19 protein-coding genes are annotated in these 25,888 nt (G+C 70.0%); all 19 read right to left on the bottom strand.

Annotated features, from left to right (window positions below; all coding sequences use genetic code 11):
* Positions 1-1,506 (bottom strand): mannose-1-phosphate guanylyltransferase/mannose-6-phosphate isomerase, encoded by a 1,506-nt coding sequence (locus AC1RVW_RS00755; protein ID WP_493197419.1) that lies wholly within the window; start codon positions 1,504-1,506, stop codon positions 1-3.
* Positions 1,507-1,534: 28 nt separating this feature from the next.
* Positions 1,535-2,314, bottom strand: a complete 780-nt coding sequence (locus tag AC1RVW_RS00750; protein WP_081271558.1) for a response regulator transcription factor — start codon at positions 2,312-2,314, stop codon at positions 1,535-1,537.
* Positions 2,307-3,413, bottom strand: coding sequence for a UDP-glucose 4-epimerase GalE (gene galE / locus AC1RVW_RS00745; protein ID WP_493197417.1), 1,107 nt, complete (start codon positions 3,411-3,413; stop codon positions 2,307-2,309). The genes AC1RVW_RS00750 and galE overlap by 8 nt, the downstream gene beginning before the upstream one ends.
* Before the next feature lie 32 nt (positions 3,414-3,445).
* On the bottom strand, positions 3,446-4,678 hold the full coding sequence (locus AC1RVW_RS00740) for a glycosyltransferase WbuB (RefSeq protein ID WP_493197415.1): 1,233 nt from the start codon (positions 4,676-4,678) through the stop codon (positions 3,446-3,448).
* Positions 4,675-5,928 carry an MATE family efflux transporter gene (locus AC1RVW_RS00735; protein WP_493197413.1) on the bottom strand — a complete coding sequence of 418 codons (1,254 nt, stop codon included), beginning with the start codon at positions 5,926-5,928 and terminating at the stop codon, positions 4,675-4,677. The genes AC1RVW_RS00740 and AC1RVW_RS00735 overlap by 4 nt, the downstream gene beginning before the upstream one ends.
* A gap of 23 nt (positions 5,929-5,951) precedes the next feature.
* Positions 5,952-6,887, bottom strand: coding sequence for a hypothetical protein (locus tag AC1RVW_RS00730; RefSeq protein WP_493197412.1), 936 nt, complete (start codon positions 6,885-6,887; stop codon positions 5,952-5,954).
* Between the two features lie 35 nt (positions 6,888-6,922).
* Complete coding sequence (locus tag AC1RVW_RS00725; RefSeq protein WP_493197410.1) at positions 6,923-7,873, bottom strand: hypothetical protein; 951 nt, start codon at positions 7,871-7,873, stop codon at positions 6,923-6,925.
* Positions 7,870-8,973, bottom strand: coding sequence for a glycosyltransferase (locus tag AC1RVW_RS00720; protein ID WP_493197408.1), 1,104 nt, complete (start codon positions 8,971-8,973; stop codon positions 7,870-7,872). Before AC1RVW_RS00720 ends, AC1RVW_RS00725 begins: the two co-directional genes overlap by 4 nt.
* Positions 8,970-10,307 carry a hypothetical protein gene (locus AC1RVW_RS00715; RefSeq protein ID WP_493197406.1) on the bottom strand — a complete coding sequence of 446 codons (1,338 nt, stop codon included), beginning with the start codon at positions 10,305-10,307 and terminating at the stop codon, positions 8,970-8,972. The genes AC1RVW_RS00720 and AC1RVW_RS00715 overlap by 4 nt, the downstream gene beginning before the upstream one ends.
* A gap of 14 nt (positions 10,308-10,321) precedes the next feature.
* Complete coding sequence (gene gmd, locus AC1RVW_RS00710) at positions 10,322-11,446, bottom strand: GDP-mannose 4,6-dehydratase (protein WP_106934511.1); 1,125 nt, start codon at positions 11,444-11,446, stop codon at positions 10,322-10,324.
* Positions 11,439-12,416 (bottom strand): GDP-L-fucose synthase family protein, encoded by a 978-nt coding sequence (locus AC1RVW_RS00705; RefSeq protein WP_493197404.1) that lies wholly within the window; start codon positions 12,414-12,416, stop codon positions 11,439-11,441. Before AC1RVW_RS00705 ends, gmd begins: the two co-directional genes overlap by 8 nt.
* A gap of 29 nt (positions 12,417-12,445) precedes the next feature.
* The gene (locus AC1RVW_RS00700) at positions 12,446-13,147 is read right to left on the bottom strand and encodes a sugar transferase (RefSeq protein WP_493197402.1); all 702 of its coding nucleotides are present in this window, start codon (positions 13,145-13,147) and stop codon (positions 12,446-12,448) included.
* Complete coding sequence (locus AC1RVW_RS00695) at positions 13,144-15,462, bottom strand: polysaccharide biosynthesis tyrosine autokinase (RefSeq protein ID WP_493197401.1); 2,319 nt, start codon at positions 15,460-15,462, stop codon at positions 13,144-13,146. The genes AC1RVW_RS00700 and AC1RVW_RS00695 overlap by 4 nt, the downstream gene beginning before the upstream one ends.
* Positions 15,463-15,500: 38 nt before the next feature.
* A complete protein-coding gene (locus tag AC1RVW_RS00690; RefSeq protein ID WP_106934507.1) occupies positions 15,501-16,670 on the bottom strand; it encodes a polysaccharide biosynthesis/export family protein in 1,170 nt (389 codons plus the stop codon).
* Between the two features lie 97 nt (positions 16,671-16,767).
* Positions 16,768-17,697 carry an alpha/beta hydrolase family protein gene (locus tag AC1RVW_RS00685; protein WP_493197399.1) on the bottom strand — a complete coding sequence of 310 codons (930 nt, stop codon included), beginning with the start codon at positions 17,695-17,697 and terminating at the stop codon, positions 16,768-16,770.
* Positions 17,690-18,508 carry an alpha/beta fold hydrolase gene (locus AC1RVW_RS00680; protein WP_493197397.1) on the bottom strand — a complete coding sequence of 273 codons (819 nt, stop codon included), beginning with the start codon at positions 18,506-18,508 and terminating at the stop codon, positions 17,690-17,692. Before AC1RVW_RS00680 ends, AC1RVW_RS00685 begins: the two co-directional genes overlap by 8 nt.
* Positions 18,505-19,218 (bottom strand): 4'-phosphopantetheinyl transferase family protein, encoded by a 714-nt coding sequence (locus AC1RVW_RS00675; protein ID WP_493197396.1) that lies wholly within the window; start codon positions 19,216-19,218, stop codon positions 18,505-18,507. Before AC1RVW_RS00675 ends, AC1RVW_RS00680 begins: the two co-directional genes overlap by 4 nt.
* Positions 19,219-19,236: 18 nt before the next feature.
* Positions 19,237-24,273: an amino acid adenylation domain-containing protein gene (locus tag AC1RVW_RS00670; protein WP_493197394.1), complete on the bottom strand. Its 5,037-nt coding sequence runs from the start codon at positions 24,271-24,273 to the stop codon at positions 19,237-19,239.
* Positions 24,270-25,888, bottom strand: a 1,619-nt coding sequence (locus AC1RVW_RS00665) for an aminotransferase class III-fold pyridoxal phosphate-dependent enzyme (RefSeq protein WP_493197392.1), incomplete at its 5' end; no start/stop codon positions are given. The genes AC1RVW_RS00665 and AC1RVW_RS00670, both read right to left, overlap by 4 nt.

The raw sequence follows: 25,888 nt of genomic DNA, 5'->3' as shown, positions 1-25,888 counted from the left end.
TCAGTGGCTCACGGGCGCGTGCAGCACCGCGGCCGCGCCCGAGCCCGCCGACGACACCGTCGGCGCCACCGCCGCGTCGGCCAGCGTGTGCACCGGCTCGCAGCGCCCGTAGGTGTCGTCGAAGCGCACGATGTCGTCTTCGCCCAGGTAGCCGCCGGTCTGCACCTCGATCACCTCGAGCATGGTCTTGCCCGGGTTCTCCAGCCGGTGGATGGCGCCAGAGGGCAGGTAGATCGACTCGTTCTCGCGCACCAGCGTCACTTCGCCGTTGCAGGTGGCGCGGGCCGTGCCCTTCACCACGATCCAGTGCTCGGCGCGATGGTGGTGCATCTGCAGCGACAGCTTGGCGCCCGGCTTCACGGTGAGCCGCTTGACCTGGAAGCGCTCGCCCATGTCGACGCTGTCGTAGGCGCCCCAGGGCCGCACCACGCGGCGGTGGTCGGTGGCCTCGGCGCAGCCTTCGAGCGCGAGCTTGCGCACCACGTCCGCCACCTGTTCGGCGCAGCCCGCGCCGGCCACCAGCACGGCGTCGGGTGTGTCCACGATGATCAGTCCGTCGGTGCCCAACGCCACCACCGGACGGTGCGGCGCATGGATGAAGGTGTTGCGCGCGTTCAGCGCGCTCGCCTTGCCGCTCAGCCGGTTGCCGTCGCCATCGGGCATCTGCAGGCTGGCCACCGCGTTCCAGCTGCCGACGTCGCTCCAGCCGCCGTCGAACTTCACCACCGCGATGTCGTTGTGCTTCTCGAGCACCGCGTAGTCGATGCTGTCGGCGCGGCAGGCCGAGAAGGCCTCCGGCTCCAGCCGCAGGAAGCTGCCGTCGACCGACACCGCGGCCGCGGCACACTCGCAGGCGCGCAGTATGTCGGGCGCATGCGCGCGCAGCGCGGCGAGCAGCGTGCCGGCGCGAACCAGGAAGATGCCGGCGTTCCAGAAATAGCCGCCGTGCAGGATCAGCGTCTCTGCCACGCTCGCCGTCGGCTTCTCGACGAAGCGAACCACGGCCCGGCTGCGGCCGTCGGCCGATTCCGTTCCTGCCTCTATGTAGCCATAGGCGGTGCTGGGAAAGCTGGGCGCCACGCCGAAGGTGACGATCTGCCCGGCCAGCGCCGCCGGGATGCCCTCGCGCACGGTCTGCGCGAACAGCGCCGCATCGGGTATGTGGTGGTCGGCCGGCGCGAACAGCAGCAGGTCGCCGGGCTCCGCCAGCAGTGCCGCGCAAGCCATGGCCGCGGCCGTGTTGCGCGCCACCGGCTCCAGGATCTGCCGGCCCGTGACGCCCGCGCTCTCGACCGTCTCCTTCACCAGGAAGCGATGGTCTTCCGACGCGATGCAGGTGATGTCGCGGCTGAGGCCCGACAGCCGCTCCAGCGTTAGATGCAGCAGGCTCTTGCCGCCGAGCAGCGGCGCGAACTGCTTGGGCAGCGCCTTGCGCGAAAGCGGCCACAGGCGGGTGCCGCTGCCGCCGCACAGGACCACGGGATGGATGGTGGAGTTGGTATTCATGATGGCGCGATATGGGTTGGTTGCCGGCTCAGATGAGCCCGGAGTAAGCCGCGTAGCTCACGGCCTGCGCACGCGAGTGCACGTGCAATTTCTTGTAGATGTTCTTGATGTGCGCGTTGACCGTCTGGCCCGAGATGCCCAGCTGCACGCCGATCTCCTCGGTGACCTGGCCGCGCGCCACGCAGCGCAGGATCTCGCACTCGCGCGTGGTGAGAGTGGCCTCTCGCGTGGGCGGGTCGCCGGCCGGCGGCGGGCTGCCAGGCCGCGCGCTCAGGCGCGAGAGCAGGCGCCGCGCGAGCCGCGGCGTGATGGCCGCGCCGCCGTTCACCACCTGCAGCACCGCCTGCGCGAAGCTCTGCAGCCAGGCGTCCTTAAGCAGGTAGCCGGTCGCGCCCAGTTCGAAGGCATGCATCACGTGCGTCTCGTCTTCCAGCGCGGAGATCACGATGATTTCGCAGCCGGGATGCTGCTTGCTGGCCTCGCGGATCAGCTCGAAGCCGGTGCCGTCGCCCAGCCGCAGGTCGACCATGAGCACGTCGAACTCGTGCGTGGCCAGCAGCCGGCGGCCGTCGCGCAGGCTGCCGCCCTGGCCCTCGAGCTGTATGCGCAGGTCCGACAGCAGTTCCTGCGCGATCACCCGGCGCATGAAGCTGTCGTCGTCCACGAGCAGCACGCGCACCGGCGCGCCTTCCTGCCCGGTCAGGAAGCCCGGCCACAGCGGCTGGGTGGGAGGGCAGACGCCGCCCGGCGGATATCCGCTCCGGGCGTCGGCCTGCTCTTCTGGGGAGCGGTGTGCGTTGTCAGGCATTGGAGTGTCCGAGGTTGGAAGTTGCGTGAAAGATCTGCAGGTCGGCGCCCAGCCATGGCGGCTGCATCGGGGGCACCGGATCGTCGAAACCGTGCGGGTTCGCGGCCTGCCAGCGCCAGCTGTCCGCGCACATCTGGTCGAGGTCGCGGCGCGCGCGCCAGCCCAGGCGGGCCTGTGCGTTGCGTGCGTCGGCCCAGTAGGCGGGGGCGTCGCCGGGCCGCCGCGGGCCGATGCGCAGCGCGATGCGCCGGCCGCTGGCGCGCTCGAAGGCGCACACCACCTCCAGCACCGAGGCGCCGCGGCCCGTGCCCAGGTTGGTCATGAGGATGCCGGGCTCGCGCGCCGCGTGGCGCAGCGCCGCCACATGGCCTTCGGCCACGTCCATCACGTGCACGTAGTCGCGCACGCCGGTGCCGTCGATGGTTTCGTAGTCGGCGCCATGCACCAGCAGGTATTCGCGCTCGCCCGCGGCCACCTGCGAGATGTAGGGCATGAGGTTGGCGGGCGGCCCGTGCGGGCGCTCGCCGAGCAGGCCGCTTTCGTGCGCGCCGACCGGGTTGAAATAGCGCAGGCAGGCAATGCCCCAGCGCGGATCGGCATGCGCGAGGTCGGCCAGCAGGTTCTCGACCATGGCCTTGGTGCGGCCGTAGGGGTTGACCGCCGCATACGGGGCGCTCTCCGGTATGGGGGAGTGCCGCGCGTCGCCGTACACCGTGGCCGACGACGAGAACACCAGGGTGCGCACGCCGGCGCGGCCCATCGCCTGCACCAGCGCCAGCGTGCCGGCCAGGTTGACGTCGTAGTACGCCAGCGGGTCGGCCACCGATTCGCCCACGGCCTTCAGCCCCGCCAGGTGCACCACCGCCTCGATCGCATGCTCGGCGAACACCCGGTCCAGCGCAGCGCCGTCGCGTACGTCGCAGCGCAGCAGCAGCGGCTGCAGGCCGGTGATGCAGCCCACCCGTTGCAGCGAACGCGCGTCGCTGTTGACCAGCGTGTCGAGCACCAGCGGCTGGTAGCCCGCCTCGATCAGCGCCACGCAGGTGTGGCTGCCGATGAAGCCTGCACCACCGGTCACGAGCATCTTGGCGCGGGGCATGGTGTGGGCTCCTTGGCGTGGACAGCGTCGGCTCAGCCGGCGACGCAGCGAAGCAGTTCCTGCTCCAGGCGCTGCAGGATGGCGTCCTCGTCGAGTGCGGACTCGGCGAACCGGCGGCCGGCCGCACCCATCTGCTCGCGCAGTTCGGGCGACATGGAGAGTTGCTCGATGGCATCGGCCAGCGCGGCGGCGTCGCCGGGCTCGACCACCATGCCGCGCCCCTTCACCACGTTGCTCAGCTCGGTGCCGGCGTGCGCGGTCACCACCACGGCACGGCCGCTGGCGAGCATGCCGCCCAGCTTCGACGGCATGACCAGGTCGGCGGCGTCGGCGCGCTGGGGCAGCACGTGGATGTCGGCCATGCTCAGCAATTCGTTGAGCCGCTCGGCCGGCTGCAGCTCCAGGAAATGCACGTTGGCCAGGCTGGCGCAGGCGGCGTGCAGCGACTCGCGGCTCGGCCCGCTGCCTGCGAACACGAAATGGATGCTGCCGGAGCACACCAGCAGGCGCGCCGCCTCCGCCAGAAGCTCGATGCCCTGCTTGGTGCCGAGGCTGCCCGCGTACAGCACCACCACCGCGTCGTCGGGAATGCCGAGCGCGGGCCGGTAGCCGTAGGGCGCGACCGTGCGCGGCAGCGGGTGGATGGCCTTCACGTCGACCCAGTTCGGAAACAGCACCACGCGGCTCTCGTCCACGCCCTTGCCGCGGGCCTTCTCGATCATTGCGGCCGAGATGGTCGATACCCGGTCGAAGCGGCTCATCAGCCAGCGCTCGGCCGAGCGTGCGAAGCGCTGCGCGCGTTCGCCGCGCACATGGCCCAGGCCGAAGGCGGCATCGACCTCGTAGTCCTGGATGTGCAGCCACGACTTGATGCCCCGCAGCCGCGCGAACAACAGCGCCGACGGCGCGCAGAACAGCGGCGGCTCGACCACGAACACCACGTCCGGCTTCCAGCGCCACTGCGCCAGCAGCACCGGAAAGCTCGACAGCATGAAAGAGAACAGATGCCCGAGCCGCGCCAGCGCGCGCGGCCGCGCGGGCACCCACAAGGGCGTGCGCCAGACGGTCACGCCGTCCCAGTCGCTCTTGCGGTAGGTCCAGGCCGAGTAGCCGCGGTACACCGACCACTGCGGAAAGAACGGCGGCGCGGCAATCACGCGCACCTCGTGGCCCCTGGCATGCAGCCAGCGCGCCATCTCGCCCGAGTACTTGCCGATGCCGGTGAGCTCGGGCGCGAAGTTCATCGAGTACAGCAGGATCTTCATGGCGACCGCCTCAGCAGACGGACGATGGGGAAGAAGCCGAACTGCAGCCGCATGCGCGTCTCGTACAAGGCGAAGTCGCTCAGGCAGGCGATGAAGAACACGTAGTGCGGCCGGCCCGGGAACAGCAGGATCACCGCGCCGTAGGACAGCAGCCGCAGCGCCACCTCGAGCAGCGCCCAGCGCCCGAGCGAGCCCATGGAGGTCTTGAGCGACAGCACCATCTCGTGATGGATGGTGTAGGTGCGCAGCAGGAAATACGGCGCAATGCACAGGAAGATGGTGCGCGCCTGCTCGCCCATCTTGAGCAGCGGCGCGGCCACGGTGATCAGCCCCGCCAGCCCGACGAACAGCGCGCAGCCCAGCAGGAACGAATGCCGCGCCAGCTGCAGCTTCGAGGCCGCGAGCTTTTCCGGGTCGGCGTCCATCATGGCCGTCGTCTTGGTGAACAGGAAGGCCTGCACGAACTGCGACGGCGCCTCCGCCAGCAGGAACGCGAGCTTGAAGGCGCCCACGTAGCTCAGCGGCATGAAGAAGGCCACGATCAGCAGGTCCGACTTGCGCAGCAGGAAGGTCAGCAGCGAATACACCGTGGCGCTGGCCTGCGATGCGAGCTCGAGCGCGTGCCGCCCCGGCGGCGGCGCCGCGCTGCCGGGCGGGATGCAGATGGCCGCGCACACCACCACGAACGCGAACAGGTTGATGAGCAGCAGGTGCGCCACGTCCAGCTCGAAGCCCAGCGCGGCGCAGATGCCCACGCCCAGCACCAGGATGGTCGAGCGGATGCCGGCCTCGAGATTGAGCAGCCCCGCATGGCCGAGGCCGCGGCTGTAGGCCAGGCGCAGGCAGTTGAACGAGAACACCGCCAGCGTGACCACCACCAGCACGAAGGGCACGTCGGCCACCGGCAGCCTCTGCAGCGCCAGGATGACGACGATCAGCGCCGTGGCCAGCGGCAGTCCGAAGGCCAGCGTGCGCACCACGTCGCCCTGCGTCACGCCGGGTGGCACGGCGGCCGCGTTGCGCGAGAACAGCAGCGTGCTGCCCAGCGTGCCGACCACCAGCGCCACTTCCAGCACCGACTGGTAGATCGAGTATTCGCCGAAGCGCGCGGGCGACACGTTGGCCGCCATCAGGAAGATGGCGACGAAGCCCGACAGGTAGACGTAGAGCCGCGAGACCAGCGCCCCCAGGCCGAGCAGGCGCGCCATGCGCGCGCCGGGCAATGCGAGTGACGGGCTGAAGGGTTTCATGTGCGCGGCCTGTCCGGTTCGGGCTACTTGGCGGCCGGGGCGTTTGCGAGGCCGAGCGCGTCGAGGGTGCGGCGCACGCGTGTGGCCAGCCGGAACGCCTTGTTCTTGGCGCGCCGCGCCACCATCAGCGCGTAGGTCACGGCGGCCACGGTGCGCATGCGGCCGTGCAGCGCGTGCGGCATGGCCATCTTCGCGCTGCCCTGGAAATGCAGCGCCACCACGTTCGTCCGCCCGCCCGCCGCGGCCGTGAGCCACGGCCGGCCGTCGGCATAGGTGATGCGCTTGGCGCCGCCGCGGTAGCGGAACTCGTTCGCCAGGTGGTTGTGCGGGCTGTTGATGTTGTGGTCGATCACCATGCCTTCGAGCACGCGGTTGATCGGGTCGTCGTTGCCGCTGGCGCGCGCCCAGAGGTAGAGCAGCGTCATGTCGGACACGCCGCCGCGGATGCCGCGCGCCGCAAAGCGCGCCGCGATCTCGCGCAGCTTGCGCCGGCCCGACGGCGTGGTGTAGGTGTCGAGCACGAAGGCCACGAAGCGCCGCAGGCCGTTGGCTGTCCAGTAGCTCACGTGCGGCGAGACCTGGCAGGGGTTCCATCCGTCGGCGGGGCTGATGTAGGAGCCCGAGAAGTCCGCCTTGCCGACGAGGCGTCGCACATGCTCGCCGATGCCCTTGAACAGCAGCACGTCGCTGTCGATCAGCACGAAGGCGCTGCAGCCGGGGTTGGCGGCCAGGTATTGCGCGAGCAGGAAGTAGCGCCGGAAGCAGATCCGCTCGAACTCCGGCGAGTTGCTCGACAGGTGCACGTAGGCATGGCGGAATCGTTCGTAGGCGGGGCCGGCGTCGGTGTCCGACAGCACCACGAGTTGTTCCTGCGCGAGCGCGGCGGACTCGCGGCACAGCGCGAGCGTGCGGTTCTGGCGGTCTTCGACCACGACGAAGGGGAGGGCGGTGTGGGTCATGTGTGACAGCATGGGTGGAGGGTTGATGCGGCGCGTCAGGGCTTGCGGGCGGTGGCGCTCTTCACCAGCGCCACATGGGCGGGCAGGAAGCGTCCGTTGTTGTCCAGGGGCATGTCGAGCGTGAAGAGGCCGCGCGCCACGCGGGCCTCGCCGATCCAGTCGCGCAGCTGCTGCGCGGTGAAGCGCGGCGCCGCCTCGCGGCCCCACGAGGGCGTGAGCGGCGTGAGCACGTGGAACACGAGCTCCGAAGGCGGCGGCGCGAAATGCGCGGGCGGCTGCATGTATTCGCCGGCCATGAGGTTCTGACAGGGCGCGCTCTTGAGGCTGAAGCGCGCCTGCCCCTCGCCGGCATTGAAGGCCAGCCAGCGGTTGGCCGCGCCGCTGCGCGCGGCGTCGCACAGCGTTTCCCAGCCAGCGGCCGAGATGCCCTGCGTGTTGTAGGTGCCGTCGAACCACCAGCCCTTGGCCAGCGGACCGTAGCGCTCCGACCAGTCGCGGATCACGCTGGACCACGCGGCGATGAAGCGCGCCGGCGGCGGCTCCTGTTCGGAAACGTCGCCCAGGCACTTCATCAGCGCGGGGTCGGCCTGCGGGGCACGGAACGGCAGGTACAGGATCAGCGCGATGCCGCGTGCGCGCAATGCCTCGCCTATCTCCAGCGGCAGGTCGCGTGGCGGGCGGTTCCTGGCGGCGCCGGGGCACAGCACCTCGAGCGCGGAGTTCGGCGAGATGTACTGGCCGTTGTTCTGGCCCAGCGTGAGGATCAGGTGCGACGCACGCATCTGCGCCAACCCCGAGGCGAAGGCTTCGACGTCGAAGTTCTTGACCTGCGCGATGGACTGCTTGTCCGGCAGGTAGTGCACCATGACGCCGAAGCCGGGCACGGGTGCCTCAGCCTGTTGGGCAGTTTGAGCGGTTTGCGCGGGCTGTGCCAGCGCAACCGATGCCGTGGCGCAAAGAAGCAGCAGGGCGGCGAGCACTTTCATTGCACGGCCCTCGCCAGCGGAACGGCGGCGCGCTTGAGCGCCAGGTAGCGCGCGGCCACCGCGCCCGGCGCGCAGGCCTGGGCGTGCAGCCACGCGGGCCGCGTGCGCTCGTGCCGGGCCAGGTAGCGTGCGAGCCGGTAGGTGTCGCAGGAGGCGCTGCCCACGAAGAAGCCGTAGCCCGAGAACAGTTCGCGGTGCACCGGAATGTCCGACAGCAGCAGCGGCACGCCCAGTGTGGCGGCTTCGGCGGCCGAGAGATTGAAGCCCTCGAAGGTCGACAGCGAGATGAACGCCGTGGCGCCCGCGTAGAGCCGCACAAGCTCCTCTCGCGACACCAGCCCGCGGTGGCGCACGCAGCCGCGCACCTCGGGCGCCAGCGCGGCGACCATGCGCTCCACCTCGGCCGCGCCGTTGCCGGTGATGTCCAGGAAGTCGACCAGGCCCGCGCGCTTCATGCGCTCGAACAGCGCGAGGATGCCGCTGAAGTTCTTGTGCGGGTAATAGTGGTAGGCCGCGATCAGGTAGCGCTCCTGCGCCGGGTCCGTTCCCGGCGCAGCGGCGCGGACGGGCGCGCGCGGCGCGTCCACCGGGTTGAAGATCACCGAGGCATGCGCGCAGCGCGCGAAGTGCCGCTCGAAGTCATGCAGGCTGCTCTTGCTGATGAACACCGTGTTGGCCGCGCTGTGCGCGACGCGCCACAGGCTCCAGTCGAGCCACATGCGCTTTGCCCGGCTGAAGTACGCCGGGTAGGCCTTGTATTGCAGGTCGTGGACGATGACGACCGCGTCCGCATGGCGCCCGAACAGCGTGAAGGGCAGGAAGTAGTTCGGGAACAGCGCGTACGCGCGCTCGCCGGTCAGCAGCGCGCGGATGCGGTGGAAGTTGTAGAGCAGCGTTTCCAGCAGGAAACGGCTCACCCTGAACCGCCGCGCCGCTTCGTACAGGCGTGGATGCCGCTCGCTGACGGACTGCACGCTGTCCCCCTGCGACAGCCGCATGTTGCGCAGCAGCACCTCGGCAACGTTGAGCACGCCGCCGGACCTCGGGTTGAGGCGGATGGTGTCGTAGAACAGGTAGGTGGCCATGTGCTGCTTGCTCACGGAGTCGGGAGGTCGTGGCGCACCGTGGGCGGCAGGGCACGCACGCGGCGCATGCGGCGGCTGCGCGCGCTCAGGGCGCCGGCGATCACCGCGGCGATGAGGCCCGAGGCCGCGAACGGGCCCCAGCCCAGGATCGGACCGCGCATGAACGGCACGTAGGCCGACAGCAGCACCAGCGCCGAGAGGTAGCTGCCCGACAACGCGCGATGCGGATCGATCGCCCTGTCGACCAGCCGGAAGCCCGCGGAGATGGCAATGCCCAGCAGCAGCGGCCCCATCAGCCCGAAGTCGAAATAGGCGGTGGTGAACGGCGGCAGCGACAGGTTGCTCTGCGAGAAATTGCCCAGGATGGCCGACCAGCCGAGCGGATCGAAATCCGGAAACATCTTCAGGTCGCGCGGCAGGAAGAACGAGAAAGCCGAAAGCAGGTAGCGGCCCCAGCCCAGGTCGGGAATGGGCGCGCGCTCCAGGATGCCCGCCACCACGAACATCGCGTCGAAGTCCTGGCTGAACGGAAAGGTCGTGAGCCCTTCGCCCCACATGCTGCCGCGCGAGAGCAGGTTCAGCACCGGCCCGAGCGCGGCGATGGCGCCGAAGATCAGCCCCGCCAGCGCCCAGCGCCAGTGCCGCTGCCGCGCCAGTGCGTGGATGAACAGCGGCAGCAGCCCGATCAGCAGGATCTGCCGCGCCGTGTTGACAGGGTTGGCCGCCACCGCCGCCAGCGCCAGCGCCAGGCCCGCCGAGGCCCAGGCCCACGGCGTGCGCCGGCGGAACGCATGGATCGTGAGCGCCACGAAGCACATCAGCACCACCAGCTTGGGCAGCGTGCTGTACACGATGAAGTCGACGGGAACGCTGTCGTCCTCGCCCGGCATGCCGCGCGCCACGAAGTTCAGGTCGGGCCGGATGAAGAGCGTCGCGAAGGCCGCGAACGAGCAGCTCAGCAGCAGCAGGAACGGGTGGGCCACGCCGACCGCGCGCGCATGGTGGAGGCCCGGGCGGTGCACCGGCGATTCGGGCATGCCGAAGCGCGCGGCCTCCACGCCGGCCATGTACAGCAGCAGCAGAACCAGCGCCTGCGTGTGCGAAGACGTGGTGAGCACGCCCGTTTCCCAGAAATCCACGTCGTTGGCGATCTGCATCGCCGGCGCCAGCGAGAAGTAGGTCAGCAGGGTGGCGTAGTGGATCAGCAGGAACACGCTGCCGCCCGAAGAACCCAGCAGCGCGAGCTGCACCAGCGACAGCACGAACACCGCCGCATATCCCCAGGCAGGATCGACCAGCCCGCATAGGAAGGCGCAGACGATGCCGGACCAGAAGGTGAGGGTTCTCATGGCGGGCTCCGCGCTCAGGCCTCGATGCTCTGGGGCGTGTGGTAGCCATGGCGCTGCAGCAGCGCACGGCGCTTGGCCAAGCCGAGATCGGAAGCGACCATCTCGGCCACCATCTCGTCGAGCGTGATCTCCGGCACCCAGCCCAGGTCGTCCGCCGCCTTGGCCGGGTTGCCGCACAGCGTCTCGACCTCCGAGGGGCGGAAGTAGCGCGGATCCACACGCACCAGCACGTCGCCGACGCAGACGGCCGGCGCATCTTCGCCTTCCACCGCGCTGACTATCGCCACCTCGTCGAGTCCGCGTCCTTCGAAGACCAGTGTGATGCCGAGCTCGCGCGCGGCCTTGGTGACGAACTCGCGGATGCTGTACTGGATGCCCGTGGCGATGACGTAGTCGACCGCCGTCGGCTGCTGCAGCATCAGCCATTGCATGCGCACGTAGTCCTTGGCGTGGCCCCAGTCGCGCAGTGCGTTCATGTTGCCGAGAAAGAGGCACTGCTCCAGACCTTGCGCCACGTTGGCCAGCCCGCGCGTGACCTTGCGCGTCACGAAGGTCTCGCCGCGCCGCGGGCTCTCGTGATTGAAGAGGATGCCGTTGCACGCATAGAAGCCGTAGGCCTCGCGGTAGTTCTTGGTGATCCAGTAGGCGTAGAGCTTGGCCGCGCCGTAGGGGCTGCGCGGATAGAAGGGCGTGCTTTCGCTCTGGCGGCCCTCCTGCACGAGGCCGTAGAGCTCGCTGGTGCTGGCCTGGTAGAAGCGCGTCTTCGACTGCAGGCCCAGCAGCCGGATCGCCTCGAGCAGCCGCAGCGTGCCCAGCGCGTTGATGTCGGCCGTGTATTCCGGGCTCTCGAAGCTCACGGCCACGTGGCTCTGCGCGCCCAGGTTGTAGACCTCGTCGGGCTGGACCTCCTGCATGATCCGCGTGAGGTTGCTGCCGTCCGCCAGGTCACCGTGGTGCAGGTGAAGATGGCGCTGCGCGATGGAATGCACGTCGGCGTAGAGGTGGTCGATGCGTCCGGTGTTGAACTGCGAGGTACGGCGCTTGATGCCGTGCACCTCGTAGCCCTTCTCGATCAGCAGTTCCGCAAGGTAGGAGCCATCCTGGCCCGTGATGCCGGTGATGAGTGCGCGTTTAGGCATGTTCGATCTCTTCGGTGGACAAGGTGGTGGAGACGTAGGCGGCGTAGGCGCGGCGCAGGCCTTCGGCCAGCGGCACGGTCGGCCGCCAGCCGATGGCGGCGGCGCGCGTCACGTCGAGCAGCTTGCGCGGCGCGCCGTCGGGCTGGGTGGTGTCGTAGCGGATGTCGCCTTGGTAGCCGGTCACTTCGCGCGCCAGTTCAGCCAGCTCGGCGATGGACACGTCTTCGCCGGTGCCGAGGTTGATGTGGCCGCACATCGGCGTGGTGTGGTGCGCGTAAACGGATTGCGGCAGGTTCATCACCGCGATGCAGCCGTCGGCCATGTCATCGACATAGAGGAACTCGCGCCGCGCGCGGCCGCTGCCCCAGACGACCACCTGCGGCGCGCGTTCCTGCCGGGCGCGGTGGAAGCGCTGCAGCAGTGCCGGCACCACGTGGCTGTTCTGCGGGTGGTAGTTGTCGCCGGGGCCGTAGAGGTTGCTCGGCATCACGCTGCGGTAGTCGATGCCGTGGCTGGCGCCGTACTGCCGGTTGTAGCTCTCGCAGAGCTTGAGGCCGGCGATCTTGGCGATGGCGTAGGGCTCGTTGGTCGGCTCGAGCGGTCCGCCGAGCAGCGCGCCTTCGGCCATCGGCTGCCCGGCCAGCCGGGGATAGATGCAGCTGGAGCCGAGGAACAGCATGCGCTTCACGCCCGCCAGGAATGCCTGGTGCGTCACGTTGGCCGCGATCATCAGGTTCTCGTAGATGAACTGCGCGGGGTAGCTCGCATTGGCATGGATGCCGCCGACCCGGGCCGCGGCCAGGTACACCTGGTCGACAGGTTCCTTCGCGAAGAAGCGGGCGACCGCCGCCTGGTCGAGCAGATCGAGTTCGGCACGGCTGCGCGTGACGACCTCATGGCCTGCCTGCGCAAGCCGCGTCGCCAGCGCCTGGCCAACCATTCCGCGATGTCCGGCTACGAAGATGCGCATAGATGCTTTCATGGGTGGAACAGGCGGCCCTAGCGCGAGCCACGCGCCCCGGCAACTACAGAGACGGTCTTCAGCAGAATCACGAGATCCCGCGTCAGCGACAGCGTGGACACGTACTCCGCATCCATCGCCGCGCGCCTGCGGTAGCTCACCTCGTTGCGGCCGCTGATCTGCCACAGCCCGGTGATGCCGGGGCGCACCGCGCAGTAGTGGTCCCAGTAGTCCCCGTACAGCTCCTTCTGCGCGAACATGCAGGGCCGGGGGCCGACCATGCTCATATCGCCCAGCAGCACGTTCCAGAACTGCGGGAACTCGTCGATGCTGTACTTGCGCAGGAATGCACCGAAGCGGGTGATGCGCGGGTCGTGCTCCAGCTTCTGGTACATGTCCCATTCGCGCCGCGCGCCTGGGTTCTCGCGCAGGTGGCGGGCCAGCACGGCGTCTGCGTCGGCCACCATCGAGCGGAACTTGAGGAAGCGGAACACCTTGCCGTCCTTGCCGTAGCGCGGCTGCATGTAGATGGCCGGGCCGCCCGAGGTCATGAGCACGCCGAGCCATATCAATGCGTAGGCCCAGCCGAAGAAGACGAAGAACGAGCCCGCCATCGCGATGTCTGCCGCGCGCTTGGCCGCGCGCAGCCACGGGGCACCGCCGATCGGTGCATAGACCGGCGTGTTGGCGGCCGCGCCGTGAGCGGGCTGCGGCGGCGTGTTGGATCGAAGAACGCTCATGCCGCGTGCTCCGGTTCGATCCGCTTGGGCATCACGGTGTCGGCATCGTTCAAGCTCAGCGCGCCGGCGGACTCGCGCCTGTAGGCGTCGTAGTAGCCGTAGCTGTAGCCGCGGTAGTGGCGCCGTGTGGTGTCGACCGCGTTGAACACCACGCCGTGGAAGGCCGCGCCCACATGGCCCAGGCGCTTGACGCTTTCGAGCAGCTCGCCGCTCTCGCTCTGGTCGGCGCGGGCCACCAGCAGCAGCGTGCCCATGCTCGGCGCCATCGCGGCGGTCTCGGAGGCCAGCAGGGCAGGCGGCGCGTCGACGATCACCACGTCGTAGCGGCTGGACAGCGTGGCCAGCGTCTGCGAGAAGACGTCGCTGGTCATCATGCCGGCGGGGTCGGAGTGCAGCGTGCCCGAGGTCATGACATCCAGGCGCGGCAGCACGTGGTAGTGAATGGCGCGGTCCAGCGGCACGCCGCCGGTGATCACGTCGGACAGCCCGTCCTTGCGCTGCAACCCGAACTCCTCGCTCAGGGTGCCGCGGCGCAGGTCGGCGTCGATCAGCAGCACGCGCTTGCCCGACGACGCCAGCAGCGTCGCGAAGTTGGAAGACACGAAGGTCTTGCCCGCGCCCGCGGTGGCGCTGGAGATGAGCACGCGGTTGTTGGGCGCGCCCAGCATCACGAACTTCAGCGCGGTGCGAAGGCGGCGCAGCCCCTCCAGCGCCGGGTCTTCGACATGCAGCGCCGCCAGCACCTTCACGCCCGGCTTGCCGCCGCGGATGGCGCGGTCGAGCACGCGCTGCTGGGTGCTCAGCGCGATGGTGCTGTACACGTTGAGCCCGGTGACGGCCTCGATCTCCTCGGGGCTGCCGATCGACTTCTTCAGCGTCTTGCGCAGCAGCGCCGTGGCCCCGCCCAGGAACAGCCCGCCCGCCAGCGACAGCGCCATGACGATCAGCGCCTTCGGCCGCACCGGCTTCTCGGGCAGCAGCGCCTGGTCGAGCACGCGCACGTTGGCCACCTTGCCTTCCTTGGCCAGCCGCATCTGCAACGAACTGTTCAGCAGCGTCGCGTAGAGGTCGGTGTTGACCTTGATGTCGCGCTGCATGCGCAGCGAGTTCTGCTGCAGCATCGGCATGCGGCGGATGCGCCCGTCGACCGCGCCCAGCTCCTTCTTGAGCGAGGCGATCTGCGAGTCCAGCGTCTGCACCGCCGGGTGCGCCGCGGTGAAGCGGCCCACCAGGTCCAGGCGCTTCTGCTTCGCGTCGAGCAGCTTGGCCTGCAGGTCGACGTTCTGCGACAGCGCGTTGCGGGCCTCGTCGTCCAGGCTGATGGTGCCGTTCTGGTTGCGGTACTGGTTGTAGCTGTCTTCCGACTGCTCCAGCTGGGTCTTGAACTTGGGTAGCTCGGTGCCCAGGAAGGCCAGTGCGCGCTCGGCCTGCACCGTCTTCTGGTCGATGTTCTGGCGCACGTACAGGCGCGAGACTTCATTGAGCACGTCGGCCAGCTGGCCGCGGTCCTCGGCCTGCATGCTGACGTCCATCACGCCCGACTGCTTGCCTTTCTCGACCACCCGCAGGTCTTTCTGCAGGCCCAGCAGGGTGAGCTGCTTGGAATTGCGCACCAGCTCGAAGGCGCCGCCGGGCTCGGCCTCGAAGGAGCCGACCAGCAGGTGCAGCGTGCCGCCCGGCACGGCGGCGTCCAGCGGCACGCCGACCTTGCCCTGCAGCGGGGCCTCCAGGCCGGAGTTGGTGAGCGTGTAGTTGCCGCCGGTCTCCGCCGTCAGCAGGAACTTCTTGCCTTCGAAGGCCGGCGGCACGTCCATCTGCGCAACGGCGATGCGCTCTGTGCCCGAGACATAGTCGCCCATGCCGAAGATGCCCGGCGATGACAGCCGGCTCGAATGCCGCGCCAGGAACTCGCCCACCACCGGGATGTAGCGCGGCCTGGCGCTGATGTAGAGCCTGGTGTTCTCCATGGCCTGGCCCAGCACCATGCGCGAGCGCAGGATCTCGGTCTCGCCGGCGACCGGCGTCTTCGAGGCGATGCCGGCGCCCCCGGTGGCGTCACCGGGGAAGTTGCCGCCCGAGCGGTCGGAGTCTTCCACCTGGATCAGGATGTTTGCCTCATAGACCCTGGGCCCGAACAGCGCATAGCAGGCACCCGCCAGCAGCGCCAGCGCCGTGAGTCCGGCAATGAGCCAGCGGCTGTCGATGAGGATGTCCAGGTATTCCTGGAACCGGGATTCCCGGACCCAGGATGCCTCGACCATGGGCATGGGGGTACCCGCCGGAGCGGGAAGCGAAGGTTGCCAACGCGCGTTCATGGGGTTCACCTTTTCGTGCGGGAGACGGGGTGGGGCGCTTACCGGCGCGCGGTGTCGCGGGCCAGGTTGATGACCTGGGCCGACGGAAGAATCAGGCTGAACACGCGGCTCCACGTGGCCAGCGGCACGTGGTCGACGTACACCACGTCGCGCGGCTGCAGCTCGAAGCGGTCGGCCAGCGCGAGCGCCACCGGGTTCCTCGCGTTGAGGTTGAAGACCTGCGGCGCACCGGGGTTGTCCGGCGTGTTGCGCACGACGTAGATCTGGCCGGTGTCCGCTGTCGTCAGGTCGGGCCCGCCCACGTCGCCCAGCGCCTCGTTCAGGCTCAGGCGGCCGTTCAGGCGCATCTGCAGCGCCGACGGCGCCCGCACTTCGCCCATCACGTAGACCCGGTTGTCCTCGCGGGTGCCGACGTTCACGATGTCGCCGTTGCGCAGCGGAATGCCGTTGGCGTCGAAGCCCTGTGCCTGCAGCAGCGGCAGGTCGATCTGCGTCGATACGCCGCCGCGCGTGAGCGTGACATGCGAGCGGTCGCCGAGCTGGGTGAAGCTGCCGGCGCGGCTGATGGCTTCGGAAAGCGTCATCGGCACGTCGGTGAAGATCTGAAGCCCGGGCGTGCGCACCTCGCCCTGCACATAGGCGCGCTGGCTGCGGAACGACTGGATGCGCACCGACACCTGCGGTTCCTTGACGAAGGCCTTGATGCGCCGCGCAACCAGTTCCGATGCGCCGCTCTCCGTCAGGCCCTGCACCTTGGTGCGCCCGATGTACGGAAAGAAGATCTCGCCCTTGGCGTCGACGATGAAGCCGGGCGCCACGGTGACGCCGGTCGGGTCCGACTGCTGCGCGATCACCGCGCCCGCGTTGGGCAGCAGTTCGGGGTGGTCGTAGACGATGATGCTGATCACGTCGCCTGGCCCGATGGTGTAGACCGGCGCTTCGGCGAACAGCCTCTTGATGGAGTCGGGCACGCCCTTGGGCCGCTGCGCGATCTGCGTGCGGATCAGGTCGGGCGTGATCGGAATGATCTTGCCGGCGGCCGCCGACGCGGTCGCGTCCCCACCGCCCTGGTTGCCGTCTCCGTAGTTCAGCGGCCCCGGCGTGCCGAAGCCCGGCGCGCAGCCCGCCAGCCCCAGGGAAAGCAGCAGGGCCAGGCCCAGCCATCGCAGGCGGTATTCCGCCAGGGCGAGGGCTGAGAGCGTGCGCATGCCCGGTGAGGGCCTGGCGGAATGGATGTGGTCCATGGTTATCTCCTTGACTGCCGGTGTGAACGGTTCTGTGCGGGGTGGGTCGGGCTTGGCCGGCTCAGGGAGCGGCCAGGGTGGCGGGCATGGCGCGTCCGGCGCCTGCCGCGGCGCGGCTTGCGCTGCGTCGCTCGGTGCTGGCGCCGAAGCAGCGCTCGGCGACCCAGTCGCCCACCGACTGCAGGAACAGCTGCTGTCCCTTCTCGGTGCAGACGGTGTGGTCGACCTCGCGCATGAATTCGTACTGGAGCGATTGCGCGAAGGGCGCGTGGCGGAAGGCGCCGAGCTGGTCGCGGTCGTAGTCGCAGACATGCAGCGACCCCGAATACAGCAGCTGCATCGCCACCTTGCGCTCGGCCAGCTGCTTCATGGTGGCGGCGAACCAGTTGGCGGTGGCCTCGGGCGAGCTTTCCTCGGTGAAGAAGCCCGGCAGCGGCTTGTTTCCCGTCTGGATGCGCAGCACCCGGCGCTTGACCCAGCGCAACGCCTTGCCCGCGAACGAGGGGTGCACCGGCGCGGCCAGCGCGCGCCGCACGGTGCGCTCCCAGCGCGTGCGGCGCTCGGGGAAGGCGAAGCCGTCGAACATCGAGATGCCGATCACGCGCGTGTCCGCCGCGCCGGCCGACATGGCGTGCTCCGCGCCAGAGCACATGCCGACGATCACGAACTGCCGGATGCCCAGCCTGTTCTCGATCAGGTCCATGGCGGCGCGCAGGTCTTGCACGGCGCGCGTGCGCAGGTCGCTGCTGGCGTCGGCCGCGTCGCTGTCGCCCACGCCGCCCAGGTCGAGCCGCAGGCTGCTCACCCCGCGCGCGGCCAGCAGGTGCGCCAGCTTGACGTTGATGCGGCGCGGGCCGACCCGGTGGTTGGCGCCCATGTTGAGCATCAGGCAGCCCACCGCGGCGGCGCCCTGGCCGGCCGGCGTGGTGAGCATGCCCACCAGCGATTCGCCTTGCCCGAAGCGGACCGGGCTTTGCGTCATCTCATTCATGAAGAGCTCCCTGGAGGCGGTTGAGCGCGTCCGCCGGCACCATCGCGCTGTTGGGATAGGGGTCGGCGGTCCACTCGAGACGGTGCTTGAAGTACGCGAGGCGCACCGGCATGTGGCGCGACTGCTGCTCGGCGGCCCATTGCGCCGTGTATTCGTCTTCTGGCTGCGCCAGCACCAGCGTGTCGTGCAGCGCGGTGAGCTGCAGCGCGTCGGGCGTGAGCGCCGCGAGTTGCGCGCGCAGCGTGCTCGAAAGCGAGGCGCCCAGCGCTTCTTCCGGCACGGCGTCGGGCTCGCGCAGCAGGTTGCGGCGCCATGAGAGGTCGGGAATGCAGAAGGTGGCGTCGATGGCCGCCACGTGCTGCTCGCGCAGGAAGCGGGCGTAGCGCCGGCCGTCGATCACCGGCTCCCAGAGCACCAGCCGCACCGGGTCGCAGCGCCCGTTGCGCGCGGCCAGCACCGCCAGGGTGGCGCCGAGCCGGGCGCCGACCCAGACGATGCGCGCGCCGGGCGCACGGCGGCGCAGTTCCTCGTGCGCCGAGCACAAGTCGCGCCGCCAGCCTTCGAACTCGCCCTGGCGCTCGTCGCCCGGTGAATCGCCGGTGCCGTAGAAGTCGAAGCGCAGCGTGGCGATGCCGGCGCGCGCCAGGCGCTCGGCCAGCACCTTGAAGAAGCGGTGCGTGCGCAGGCCCTCGGCACCGTAGGGCGGGCAGACCAGCACGGCGGTTTCCGCGCTGCCGGTGTCTTCCGCGGGATGGAAGATGCCGAACAGCTGGCGCGACGCCGGTCCGAACATGAGCGCGAGGGAGTTCATGCCCGTGCCTCCGCCATCGGGCCGCTCACGGTCGCGCGGCCCTGGGTCTCGCGCCATTCGGCGATCGCGCCCACGCAGTCCATGCGCGGCGGCGCGGCGCCCAGCACCAGCCACAGGATGCGCCCGGCCACCGAGAGCTCGACGCTGCGGCAATCGGGCTCCAGCCCCACCTCGAAGCTCTGCGGCGACACCAGCATGCCCACGCCGATCGCCTTCAGGCAGGCCTCCTTGCGGGTCCAGCAGGTCAGGAAGGCGCGTTCGCGTTCGTGCTCGGGCAGCGCGGACAAGGCCTCGTTCTCGCGCCGCGTGAAATGCCGCGCGGCCAACGCGGCGGCGTCGGGCACCTTGCGAAGCAGCTCCACGTCGACTCCCAGCGGACCGCGCCCGCCGATGGCGATCAGCGCCAGCCCCTGGCAATGGCTCATGGAGAACTGCGTGCGCGGGCGGCCCTGCAGCGAAGGCTTGCCGAAGGCGCCGACGGCAAAGTCCAGCGCATCCGCCGGCAGGCCGGTGTGCGCGGACAACACCTGCCGCAGCGCGATGTGCGCCGCCACGAAGTGCTGCCGGTCGCTGCCGAACCGGAAGCCGTCCGCCCGCTCGCACTCGTGCTGCGACAGGATCTGCGCGGGCAGCAGGTCGGTGAACTCGTCCAGGTCGACGTAGCGGCAGACCGATGCGTCGATGGAGCGTGCGAGGGAGGCGCTTGTCATGGCGTTCTTTCTTCTTCCTCAGCTCTTGCGCAGCCAGCCGCCGAAGGCGCGTCCCAGCAGGCCGCCGCGCGGCGGCGTGGCGGCGGCGGGCAGGCCCTGGAGTTCCGACGGAATGCTGTCCGGGCCGGTCGTGTTCACCGGCTGGAAGATGGACGAGGCGGCGATCTGCCCGAGGTTCTCGAACAGGTAGCGCCGCGGCTCCACGCGGTAGCCCAGCAGCAGTTCGGTCTGCTGCACCGCGCGCAGCACCAGCAGCGAATCACCGCCGAGATCGAAGAAGTTGTCGCGCGCGCGGATGTCGTTGACGTCGATGCCGACCACGCCGGCCCACACCTGTGCCAGCTGCGCCTGCTCGGGGTTCATCAGCCCGGCCTTGGCCTTGGGCGCGCCGGCCGCCGCACCGGCCGGCGCCTCGGCGCGCGACGTGTCGGCCGCGAGCTTGCGCAGGTAGGCGGCGCTGGTCGAGCCTTCGGCGCTGGCGATGTAGTCGAGGCTGGCCTCGGGCCTTTCGCCGGCGCGATGCAGCAGCTCGAGGTAGCGCTCGCGCAACTGGGCGCCGGTCTCGCGCAGGTAGATGTCGGCGTTGTAGATCAGCGCGCCTTCCAGCCCGCTCGGCTTGTCCATCAGCCACACGCCGATGTCGTCGGTGGCGCCGCGCTGCATCAGGTGCATCTGCCGCGTCTGCAGGCTGCCCAGGCGGCGCGAGCGGTCGCGCGCGTCCTGGAACGAGAACATCGACTGGTACGGACCCGACGCCTTGGCCTGGCCGCCGGAGCCGGGCTCGGCCATCAGGCGCTCGAACGGCACCTGCTGGTAGTTCATGAGCGTGAGCAGCTCCTGCTTCACGTAGCGCATGAATTCGGGCAGCGACTGGCGCATGTCGATCTGCAGCGACACCGGCAGCACGTTGTTGAAGACGCCCATGACGTCCTCGGTCTCCGGCTGCTGGCGTCCGCGCACCGGGTTGGCGATGACGATGGCGTCCGAGCCGATGGTGCGGGCCATGGTCAGCGCATAGAGGCCGAAGGTCAGCATGCTGAGCGTCACGTCCATGCCGCGCGCCACTTCGCGCAGCCGCTGCGTGGTGGCGAGGTCGATTTGGATCCACTGCGTGCCGCCCTGGCCGCTCTTGCCCGCCCGGCGCGGCATGTCGGTGTTGGGCAGCCGGGGCAGGGGCGCGGCGGCGAAGCGCTTGCGCCAGAACCCGATCTGCTCTTCGAACGCAGGCTCCTTCATCCACTGGGCGAGCCACTCGGCGTAGTCGCCGTGCGTGGTGGCGATGGCCGGCAGGCCGTGCGGGCGGCCGCGCTCGGCGGCGTCGTAGAGCGCGGAAAGCTCGCGCTGCATCAGGTCGAAAGACCAGCCGTCCCACACCAGGTGGTGCGGCACGAAAACGAAGGCGTGGTCGCGCTCGTCGAGCTTGAACAGCGCCGCATGCGCCATCGGCGCGCGGTGGATGTCGATGGGGCGGTCGGCCAGCTCCTGCATCTGCTCGGCCAGCTCGGCTTCGCGCTGGTCGGCGGGCAGGTCGCGCAGGTCGATCACCGGCAGCGAGAAATCCACAGACTGCGCAATCGACTGGACGGGCTCGCCAGTGCGCGGGTCGGTGCCCATGCTGGTGCGCAGCGCGGGCTGGCGGCGGATGATCTCGCGCAGCACCGATTCGAAGCGCGCCGCATCGAAGTCGCCCAGCAGCCGCTGCGCCGACGGCGCGTTGTAGACCGAGCGGCCGGGGTGAAGCTCTTCCATGAAGCGGATGCGCTCCTGCGACGGGGTCATCGGCGCGGTGGTGCGGTCGGGCCGGTTGGGCAGCGGCACCTGCACGCCGGCGCCGGTGCCCTGCAGCGCCTCGACGGCCACGGCCAGCCGCTCGGCAGTGGGCGCCTCGAACAGCGTGCGCAGCGGCAGCGTGATCTGGAACTCGCGGCTCAGCAGCGTGGCCAGCCGGGCGGCCAGCAGCGAATGGCCGCCCATGGTGAAGAAGTCGTCCTTCATGTCGAGGCCGGGCAGGCTCAGCACCTGCTCCATGGCCGCGAGCACCTTGCGCTCGCTGTCGGTGCGCGGGCCTGCGCCGCGCTGCATGGTTTCGCGCGGCACGGCCTGCGGTGCCGGCAGCGAGGCGCGGTCGAGCTTGCCGTTGGGCAGGCTCGGCAGGCTGGCGAGCGTGACCACGTGCTGCGGCAGCATGAAAGCCGGCAGGCTGCCGCGCAGGTGCTGCATCAGCGCCTCGAGGTCGAAGGCGGCGCCCGCCGCGTTCGGCGCGAGGGCGAGGTAGGCCACCAGGCGCACGTCGCCGGGGTTGTCTTCGCGCGCCACGACCACGCTGCGCGAGACGCCGGCAACCTCGTTGCAGCGGGCCTCGATCTCGCCGGGCTCGATGCGGTAGCCGCGCACCTTCACCTGGAAGTCGAGCCGGCCCATGTGCTCCAGCAGGCCGTCGTTGCGCCAGCGGCCCCGGTCGCCGCTGCGGTAGAGGGGCGTGGCATGGCCGAGGATGCGCGCGGTGACGAAGCGCTCGGCCGTGAGTTCGGGCCGGTCGTGGTAGCCCAGCGTGACGCCGTCGCCGCCGATGCAGATTTCGCCGGGCACGCCGAGCGGGCAGGGGCGCAGCTCGGCGTCGAGGATCCACACCTGGGTGTTGTCGATCGGATGGCCGATCGACACGCCGCGCGAGGCGACCACGTCGCGCTGCATGTTCCACACGGTCGACCACACGGTGGTCTCGGTCGGGCCGTACACGTTCCACAGCTGCTCGCAGCGGTCGAGCAGCTCGAGCGCCAGGCGCGGGCGCACCGGCTCGCCGCCGATCCAGCCCCGGAAGCCGGGCGCGCCGGGCCACTGGGCGTCGAGCAGCAGCTGCCACATGCCGGGCGTGGCCTGAAGGATGGTGACGTCTTCTTCCTCCAGCAGGGCGCGCAGGTGGTTACCGTCCATGGCGGTCTCGCGCTGCACCATCACGATCTCGGCGCCGGCCGCGAGCGGCAGCAGCAGCTCGGCCACGGCGATGTCGAAGGACAGCGTGGTGACGGCCGCGATGCGGTCCGCCGCGCCGATGCCGGGCTCCACGCGCATCGACTGCAGCAGGTTGGCCACGCCGCGGTGCGGCACGCTCACGCCCTTGGGCTTGCCGGTGGAACCCGACGTGTAGATCACGTAGGCCGGGTCTTCGGCGCCGGCGTCGAGCTCGCCAGGCTCGAGCGCTGTTGCGGGGGCCTGTTGCCAGGCGGTGTCGCGGTCGATCTCGAAGATGTGCTGGCTCGCGTCGACCCGCCACTGGCGCGGTGCCGTCGCGATGTCGGACGTGGTGAGCAGCAGGCCGAGCCGCGCGTCTTCGGCGTAGTGGTCGAGCCGCGCCTGCGGGAAAGCGGGGTCGAGCGGCACGTAGGCGGCGCCCGATTTCAGCACCGCCAGCAAGGCCACCAGCATGTCGGTGCCGCGCTCCAGGCACAGGCCCACGTGCTGGCCCCGGCCGATGCCGCGCTCGCGCAGCGCATGTGCCAGCCGGTTCGACTGCGCGTCGAGCTCGCCGTAGGTGCTGCGCCGCGCGCCGTCGCGCAGCGCCGGCCGCTCGGGGTGCAGCAGCGCGCGGGCCACGAAGCCGGCATGTGCCAGCGGGTCGCCAAGCAGTTCGGTGGGCGCGGGCTGCAGCGCGGCCAGCACCAGCGAGGCCTCGGTCGAGAGCACCTCGAGCCGGCCGATGGCCTCGGACGGGTCGCGCGTGGCCGAGCGCAGCACGCACTCGAACATGTCGAGCCAGCGCTGCACGCTGACTTCGTCGAACAGGCCGGTGTTGTACTGGGCCTCGATCACCAGCCCGCCTTCGAGCGGGCGCAGGTTCAGGAACAGCTCGAAGTTCTCGTACTGGCGCGGCACGGTGTCCTGCCTGACGGACAGGCCGACGAAGCTGTCGGTGCCGCTCGCCACGTCGGGGTCGACGTTGAACATCACGCTCACCAGCGGCAGCCGGCTGGCGTCGCGCTGCAGCGAGAGCTGGCCGAGCAGCGCGCCGTAAGTCAGCGACTGGTGCTCGAAGGCGTCGAGCACGGCGGTGCCGCATTCGCTCATGAGCGCGTCGAAGCGCAGATGCGCATGTGCGTTCACGCGCAGCGGCAGCAGGTTGACGCAGTGGCCCACCAGGCCGGGCATGTCGCGTGCCAGCTGGCCCGAGGCCGGAATGCCGACCACGATGTCGTCCTGCCCCGTCAACCGGTGCAGCGTGGCGACGAAGGCGCCGAGCAGGCCGGCGAACAGGCTGGTGCCGGCCTTGCTGCTGACCGAGCGCATGGCGGTGACCAGGCGGCGGTCGAGCGTGCGTTCGGCGCGCAGCGAAGTGAAGGTGCGCACGGCCGGGCGCGGGTGGTCCAGCGGCAGCTCCAGCACGGGCGGCGTGCCGCCCGAGAAGCGCTCCAGCCAGTAGTCCACGTGCTGCTGCATGTCGGGGTGCGCAGCTTCGGCGGCTTCCGCCGCGGCGAAGTCGGCATAGGACGGCGCGGCCTTCAGCCGCAGCCCCTGGCCGATCTGTTCGGCGTACAGGTGGCCCAGCTGCTCGGTGATGACCGCCCACGACCAGCCGTCGCACACCACGTGGTGGGCCGACATGACGAGTTCATGGTCGTCCTCGCCCAGGCGATACAGCACGGCCCTGAACAGCGGCCCGTGCTCGAGCGAGAAGGGCGTGCACACCGCCGCGTTGTGCGCGGAAGCCAGCACCTGTTCGCGCGATGGCGGGTCGAGCTTGGCGAGGTCCATCATGCCCATCGGCTCGGCCGGGGGCTGGCCGACCAGCATGCAGGTGCCGTCCGGCGAGATGGTGGCGCGCAGCGACTGGTGGCGCTCGACCAGCGCGGCCATCGCAAGGCCCAGCGCCTGCGCATTCAGCGGCCCGTGCAGGCGCAGCAGCACCGATTCGTTGTAGGCCAGCGAAGCTTCCGGGCTCAGCATGGCACCGAGCCAGACTTCGCGCTGCGATTCGGTGGTCGGGATGACGCACTCGATGATCCCGCTGGTGGCGGGGCCCGTTCCGGTGTCGGTCTCGGGGCGCAGGACGGCGTTCATGCTGCGGCCTTTCCATTGACGTGGTGGGTGGATGCCTGCGCCGTGTGCGCGGTCTGCGCCTCCGGCACGTACCAGAAGGGCTGGCCGTCGACGTCGCGCGCCAGCACCGAGCCTTCTTCGGCCGGCTTGCGCACGTCGAAGCTGGTCACGACCGCGGCGCGGCGCGGCAGGAAGCCCGATTCCTGCATCTCCGCGACCGATTCCCTGAAGGCGCGCTGGATGAAGGCGATGTCCTCGGCGCTGTGCGCGCTGGTGAGGAAGCAGGGGAAGTTGTCCAGGATGTGCACGCCGCGGCTGCGCATCATGGCGAACAGCAGGTCCTGCAGCGGGTGGTCTTCGAGCCAGCTCACGCGCCACAGCGAGCCGAAGTGGCGTATCTCCATCGGCGCGCCGACCTCCTTGCACCAGGCCGACATTTCCGCGGCCATGGCGCTGGTGCTGCCCGTGAGCCCGGCCTGCAGCGCGGGGCCGGCTTCCTTCAGGTGCAGGAGCGAGGCCTTGGCCGCCGCCAGCGCCAGCGGGTGGCGCACGAAGGTGCCGGCGAAGTAGGTCACGCCCACGCCGGGAATGGAGTCGTCGCCGTACTGCCAGGCGCCGCCGTCGAGCGCGTCCATGAACTCGCGCTTGCCCGCGATCACGCCCACCGGAAAGCCGCCGCCGATCACCTTGCCGTAGGTGGCGAGATCGGCGCGCACGCCGAACAGCTCCTGCGCGCCGCCCAGCGCGGTGCGGAAGCCGGTGATGACCTCGTCGAAGATCAGCGCGCAGCCGCTCTTGGCGGTGATCTCGCGCAGCTCGTGCAGGAACTCGCGCGGCTGGAAGTCGGGCCGGCGGCTTTGCACCGGCTCGGCCAGCACGGCGGCCAGGTCGTCGGCGTTGTCGCGGATGAAGGCCAGCGCCTCGGGCGTGCCGTAGTCGAGCACACGGATGTCGCCGAACATGCCGCTCATCACGCCCGGCGCGGCCGACAGGCCCTTGCCGCCCTTGCCGGCGCGCACCAGCACTTCGTCGAAGGTGCCGTGGTAGGAGCCCGTGAACACCACCACCGTGCTGCGGCCGGTGACGGTGCGCGCGATGCGCAGCGCCGCCATCACGGCCTCGGAGCCGGTGTTGCACAGGCCGGCGCGGTCGCTGCCCGTGAGCTCGCAGATGAGCGCGGTGACGTCGGCGGCCAGCGGGTGCTGCGGGCCGATCTCGTAGCCCGCGTCGAGCTGCCTGCGCACGGCGTCCTGCACGAAGTCGGGCTGCCAGCCGAACATGTTCATGCCGAAGCCGTTGAGCGCGTCGACGTATTCGTTGCCGTCCAGGTCCCACATCTTCGAGCCCTTGGAACGCTCGATGACGATCTGGTAGGTGATCTCTTTGGTGACCGGGCGGAAGCCGTTGACCACGCGCGGGTCGGCCATGTGCGAGCGGTTGGCCTCGGTGAACTGCTTGCTCTTGATGGTGCGCTCGATGTAGCGGCGCATGAATGCCGCGAGCCGGGCCTTCTGGCGGCCGCTGGGCTCGGCCGTGCGCTGGGTGTGGATGCGGGCGATGGCGCCGAAGGCCTTGGCGACGTCGTAGCGCAGCGGCTCCTTCGACGGCGCGGGCTCGTGGGCGGCGGGTGCCGCCG

The organism is Variovorax sp. MPBD4-3, assembly GCF_058809745.1.
This window is presented reverse-complemented; position numbering and strand designations above follow the sequence as displayed.

Coding starts and splice junctions, on each gene's coding strand:
- AC1RVW_RS00675 (WP_493197396.1), bottom strand. CDS start 19,218: ATGACAAGCGCCTCCCTCGCACGCTCCATCGACGCATCGGTCTGCCGC.
- AC1RVW_RS00680 (WP_493197397.1), bottom strand. CDS start 18,508: ATGAACTCCCTCGCGCTCATGTTCGGACCGGCGTCGCGCCAGCTGTTC.
- AC1RVW_RS00670 (WP_493197394.1), bottom strand. CDS start 24,273: ATGAACGCCGTCCTGCGCCCCGAGACCGACACCGGAACGGGCCCCGCC.
- AC1RVW_RS00715 (WP_493197406.1), bottom strand. CDS start 10,307: ATGAGAACCCTCACCTTCTGGTCCGGCATCGTCTGCGCCTTCCTATGC.
- AC1RVW_RS00755 (WP_493197419.1), bottom strand. CDS start 1,506: ATGAATACCAACTCCACCATCCATCCCGTGGTCCTGTGCGGCGGCAGC.
- AC1RVW_RS00705 (WP_493197404.1), bottom strand. CDS start 12,416: ATGCGCATCTTCGTAGCCGGACATCGCGGAATGGTTGGCCAGGCGCTG.
- AC1RVW_RS00690 (WP_106934507.1), bottom strand. CDS start 16,670: ATGCGCACGCTCTCAGCCCTCGCCCTGGCGGAATACCGCCTGCGATGG.
- AC1RVW_RS00735 (WP_493197413.1), bottom strand. CDS start 5,928: ATGAAACCCTTCAGCCCGTCACTCGCATTGCCCGGCGCGCGCATGGCG.
- AC1RVW_RS00750 (WP_081271558.1), bottom strand. CDS start 2,314: ATGCCTGACAACGCACACCGCTCCCCAGAAGAGCAGGCCGACGCCCGG.
- AC1RVW_RS00685 (WP_493197399.1), bottom strand. CDS start 17,697: ATGAATGAGATGACGCAAAGCCCGGTCCGCTTCGGGCAAGGCGAATCG.
- AC1RVW_RS00700 (WP_493197402.1), bottom strand. CDS start 13,147: ATGAGCGTTCTTCGATCCAACACGCCGCCGCAGCCCGCTCACGGCGCG.
- AC1RVW_RS00725 (WP_493197410.1), bottom strand. CDS start 7,873: ATGAAAGTGCTCGCCGCCCTGCTGCTTCTTTGCGCCACGGCATCGGTT.
- galE (WP_493197417.1), bottom strand. CDS start 3,413: ATGCCCCGCGCCAAGATGCTCGTGACCGGTGGTGCAGGCTTCATCGGC.
- AC1RVW_RS00695 (WP_493197401.1), bottom strand. CDS start 15,462: ATGAACGCGCGTTGGCAACCTTCGCTTCCCGCTCCGGCGGGTACCCCC.
- gmd (WP_106934511.1), bottom strand. CDS start 11,446: ATGCCTAAACGCGCACTCATCACCGGCATCACGGGCCAGGATGGCTCC.
- AC1RVW_RS00740 (WP_493197415.1), bottom strand. CDS start 4,678: ATGAAGATCCTGCTGTACTCGATGAACTTCGCGCCCGAGCTCACCGGC.
- AC1RVW_RS00730 (WP_493197412.1), bottom strand. CDS start 6,887: ATGACCCACACCGCCCTCCCCTTCGTCGTGGTCGAAGACCGCCAGAAC.